The sequence below is a fragment of the Acidovorax sp. KPB24-03 genome, from assembly GCF_057546605.1.
Genome location: NZ_BAAJYR010000352.1, coordinates 1 through 3,666, shown reverse-complemented (window position 1 = coordinate 3,666; position 3,666 = coordinate 1). Strand labels below are relative to the sequence as shown.

Below are 3,666 nucleotides of genomic sequence, written 5' to 3'. Positions count from 1 at the left end.
CCGGCCGATGGCGTGCAGCGGCCCGCCGTCGGGGCCCGCCGCGCTCACCGGCTGCAGCACGTCGTCCGACAGCCGCTGCATGGGGTATTGCGCCTCGTCCAGGCGCCCGGGCGCCTCCGCATGGCCGTGGCACAGCACGAACTGCACGCGCCGCTGCAGCGCCAGGTCTTCGCACGCGCGGGAGCTGTCCGACATGGTCTGGATGGGCCCCAGGCGCAGCTGCGCCTCCAGCTGGCCCAGCCAGCGCGGAAAGAAGGTGAGCGAGAGCACGTGCGTGGCCGCGAAGCGCAGGCTGGCGGCCGCCGTGTCGTGCGCGGCGCGCGCCTTGATGCGCGCGGCCTCCAGGTTGGCCAGCAGGGTTTCCATCAGGGGCAGAAAGCGCTGCCCCGCCGCCGTGAGGGCGGCCGGGTGCGCGCTGCGGTCGAACAGCTCCACGCCCACCCATTCCTCCAGCGCACGGATGTGGCGGCTGAACGCGGGCTGGGCGATGGCCCGGGCCTCGGCGGCGCGCGAGAAATTGCCGCACTCGGCCAGGGCCAGGAAGTCTTCCAGCCATTCGAGATCGAGGGGGCGGTTGCCAGGTCCCATGGGCGTCGTGTTCCGTGCAGATAGATGTATGCGATTCGGGTATTGGACGGTGCGGGGCCGTCGCCGGAAGATCCGCTGCGTTGTCGTTCCCCTGCACCCATAACGGAGACCTTGAATGCCTTCCATCGCGAATTATCGCGGGATCATCCCCGCCATCTCGTGCCCCTTCACCCCCGACCACCGCATCGACGAGCCCGCCCTGCGCAAGCTCGCCGCCTGGCTGGCCGGCCACGAGGGCGTGGTGGCCATCATGACCAACGGGCACACCGGCGAGGTGTTTTCCCTCACCCCTACCGAGCGCGCCGAGGTCACCCGCATCGTGGCCGACGAACTGAAGGGCCGCACGCCCGTCATCTCCTCCATCGTCTGCGAGGGCCTGGCCGAAGCCGCCGAACATGCCCGTGCCGCCCAGGCCGCCGGCGCCGTAGCGCTGGACGTCATGCCGCCCCACCACTGGCTGCGCTTCGGCTTCACGCCGGGCCATGCGCTGCAATATTTCGAGGCCATCCACCGGGCCGCGCCGGGCCTGGACCTGGTGTGCCACGTGTACCCGGCATGGACGCGCGCCTCGTACTCGTCGCAACTGCTGGCCGAACTCGCCCGGCTGCCCTACCTGCAGGCCTTCAAGGTGGGCCAGCGCGACATGAACAAGTACGCCCGCGACATCCAGGCGATCCGCGAGGCCGACGCCTCCAAGGCCATCCTCACCTGCCACGACGAATACCTGCTGGCCTCGATGGTGCAGGGCGTCGATGGCGCGCTGGTGGGCTTCGCCACCTTCATCCCGCAGCTCATCATCGACCTGTGGAACGCCGTGAAGGCCGGCGACCTGAAAAAAGCCATGGCCGTGCAGGCCGTCATCACGCCGCTCAAGGACGCGGTGTACGGCGGCGGCGAGCCCACGGGCGAGGCCCATGCGCGCATGAAGGGCGGCATGTACCTGGCCGGCGTGATCGACGACGCCACCGTGCGCCCACCCACCGAGGCGCCCAACGCCCAGGAGGTCGAGGCCCTGCGCGCCGCCGTCCGGCAGGCGGGCCTGCTGCAGCGCTGATCTGCGGGTGCCATGACAAGACGGGCCGCACCGCACGGCCCGCACCGGACATTCGCGACCCCATAAAGACAGGAGACACGCCATGCAACGCAAGCCATTCCTCCGCGCCGTCCTCGGCGCCCTCGCGCTCACTGCCGCCGCCAGCGGCTTCGCGCAGACCTACCCGAACAAGCCGGTGCGCGTGGTGATCCCGTTCCCGCCGGGCGGCACGCTGGACGCCGTGGGCCGCATGCTGGCGCAAAAGCTCGGCGAGCAGACCGGGCAGAGCTTCGTGATCGACAACAAGCCCGGCGGCAGCGGCGTGATCGGCGGCGACGCGGTCGCCAAGGCCGCGGCGGACGGCTACACGCTGCTGTTCAGCGCCTCCACCTTCACGACCGCGCCGATGACGCTCAAATCGGTGCCGTTCAGCGTCACGCAGGACTTCGCGCCCGTGGCGCTGGTGGCCAAGGCGCCCCTGTCGGTGGCGGTCAACAAGGACCTGCCGGTGACCGACATCAAATCCCTGCTGGGCTACGCCAAGAGCCACCCGGGCAAGATGACCTTCGCCGTGGGCTCCATCGGCTCGGCCGGGCATCTCTCGACCGAGCTGCTGAAACGGGCCGGCAAGATCGACTACCTCATCGTGCCCTACAAGGGCACGGCGCCGGCCTTCCAGGACCTGATCGGGGGGCAGATCGACGGCTTCATCGACCCCATCCTCGGCTCGCTCCAGTACCACAAGAGCGGCATGCTCAAGGTGGTGGCCGTGACCTCCGCCCAGCGCGTGCCCAACCTGCCCGACGTGCCCACGGTGGCCGAGACCCTTCCCGGCTTCGAGTTCTACAGCTGGTACGGCCTGTGGGCCCCGGCCAAGACGCCGCCCTTGCTGGTGCAGCGCCTGAACGCCGAGGTGAACAAGGCCCTGGCCGGCGACATGGCCCAGAAGCTCAAGGACCAGGGGCTGCTCGTCACGCCGGGCAGCGTGGACGACTTCGCCAGGTTCCAGCGCGCCGACATGGAGCGCTCCCAGAAGATCGTGACCGAGGGCAACATCCGTGCGGAATGACGGCACGCCGCCCCCAGGCGCCCATGCCGCCGTCACCGGCAGCAGCAGCGGCATCGGCCGCGCCATCGCCGAGTCGCTGCTGGCCGCGGGCTGGCACGTGAGCGGGCTGGACGTGGCCGCGCCGGCCATCGAACACGCCGCGTTCACGCCCGTGGCCGTCGATCTGGCCGATGGCGAAGACATCGCCCGTGCCGCCGCAGGGCTGCAGGTCGATCTGCGGAGCGCCCGCCTCGCCGGTGCCGCCCACGCGCACGGTGCGCACCTGGCCCGTGCCGCGCGGCGGCTGCACGCTCATGCTCTTGACCAGGGCGGGGTTGGCGTCCAGTTCCGCATCGGTGACGGTGCCCAGGGTGATGGCATGGCCTTCGGCCACCAGGCGCGCGATGCCGGCGGTCAGGGAGTCCTTGTCCAGCGTGCCGTCCATGTGGAAATCGAGCCGCGCGTAGTCGGGGGTGATCGAGCAGCCGTTCACGGGCTGCGCCACCAGGTGGCACAGCAGGTGGGTGGTGGTGTGAAAGCGCATCAGCCGGTGGCGGCGCTCCCAGTCGATGCGCGCGGTCACGGCCTCGCCCACCGTCCAGGGCGCGACTTCGCCCGGTGCGGGCACGTGCACGATGGCGGCCGTGGGCCGGCCTTCGGCATCCTTGCCCTTGCGTGTGTCGGCAATGGCGACGGTGCTGCCGTCCGCCCGCAGCAGCACGCCGCTGTCGCCGGCCTGGCCGCCCCCGAGCGGGTAGAACACGGTGCGGTCCAGCACGATGCCGCCGTCCGGCTGCACCGCCACCACGGTGGCTTGGCATTCGCGCAGGTAGGCGTCTTCGCGGAAGAGGTCTTGCGTGGCCAGCGTGGGGGTGGGGGTGGTCGCAGGGGGGGAGCGGTCGTCGGTCGTCATGGCCCGATGGTAACGGCGGCGCCTGCGGGAGCGCCCTCCGTGCGGCGCGCGGTGGGCGTGGCGTGCGCCGCGTGGCACACCGGC

General features: G+C 71.0%; 3 protein-coding genes and 2 pseudogenes. 3 read left to right on the top strand and 2 right to left on the bottom strand.

Going from position 1 to position 3,666, the window contains the following annotated elements; translation table 11 throughout:
* Nucleotides 1-588: LysR family transcriptional regulator (locus tag AC27KI_RS20670; protein ID WP_487115579.1), on the bottom strand; the 588-nt coding region annotated here is incomplete at its 3' end.
* Between the two features lie 115 nt (nucleotides 589-703).
* Here AC27KI_RS20670 and AC27KI_RS20665 point away from each other — a divergent pair.
* The 3 genes and pseudogenes from AC27KI_RS20665 to AC27KI_RS20655 all read left to right on the top strand — a co-directional run.
* Entirely contained in the window at nucleotides 704-1,642 is a 939-nt protein-coding gene (locus AC27KI_RS20665; protein ID WP_284411542.1) for a dihydrodipicolinate synthase family protein, read from the top strand.
* 82 nt (nucleotides 1,643-1,724) lie between these two features.
* Entirely contained in the window at nucleotides 1,725-2,690 is a 966-nt protein-coding gene (locus AC27KI_RS20660; protein ID WP_487090748.1) for a Bug family tripartite tricarboxylate transporter substrate binding protein, read from the top strand.
* A pseudogene (locus tag AC27KI_RS20655) lies at nucleotides 2,680-2,895 on the top strand (SDR family NAD(P)-dependent oxidoreductase); the annotation flags it as partial. The gene AC27KI_RS20660 and the pseudogene AC27KI_RS20655, both read left to right, overlap by 11 nt.
* On the opposite strand, the pseudogene AC27KI_RS20650 reads toward AC27KI_RS20655, so the two are convergent.
* Nucleotides 2,878-3,582, bottom strand: a pseudogene (locus tag AC27KI_RS20650) (alanyl-tRNA editing protein); the annotation flags it as partial. The pseudogenes AC27KI_RS20655 and AC27KI_RS20650 sit on opposite strands and share 18 nt — an antisense overlap.
* Nucleotides 3,583-3,666 lie beyond the last annotated feature (84 nt).

Coding starts and splice junctions, on each gene's coding strand:
- AC27KI_RS20665 (WP_284411542.1), top strand. CDS start 704: ATGCCTTCCATCGCGAATTATCGCGGGATCATCCCCGCCATCTCGTGC.
- AC27KI_RS20660 (WP_487090748.1), top strand. CDS start 1,725: ATGCAACGCAAGCCATTCCTCCGCGCCGTCCTCGGCGCCCTCGCGCTC.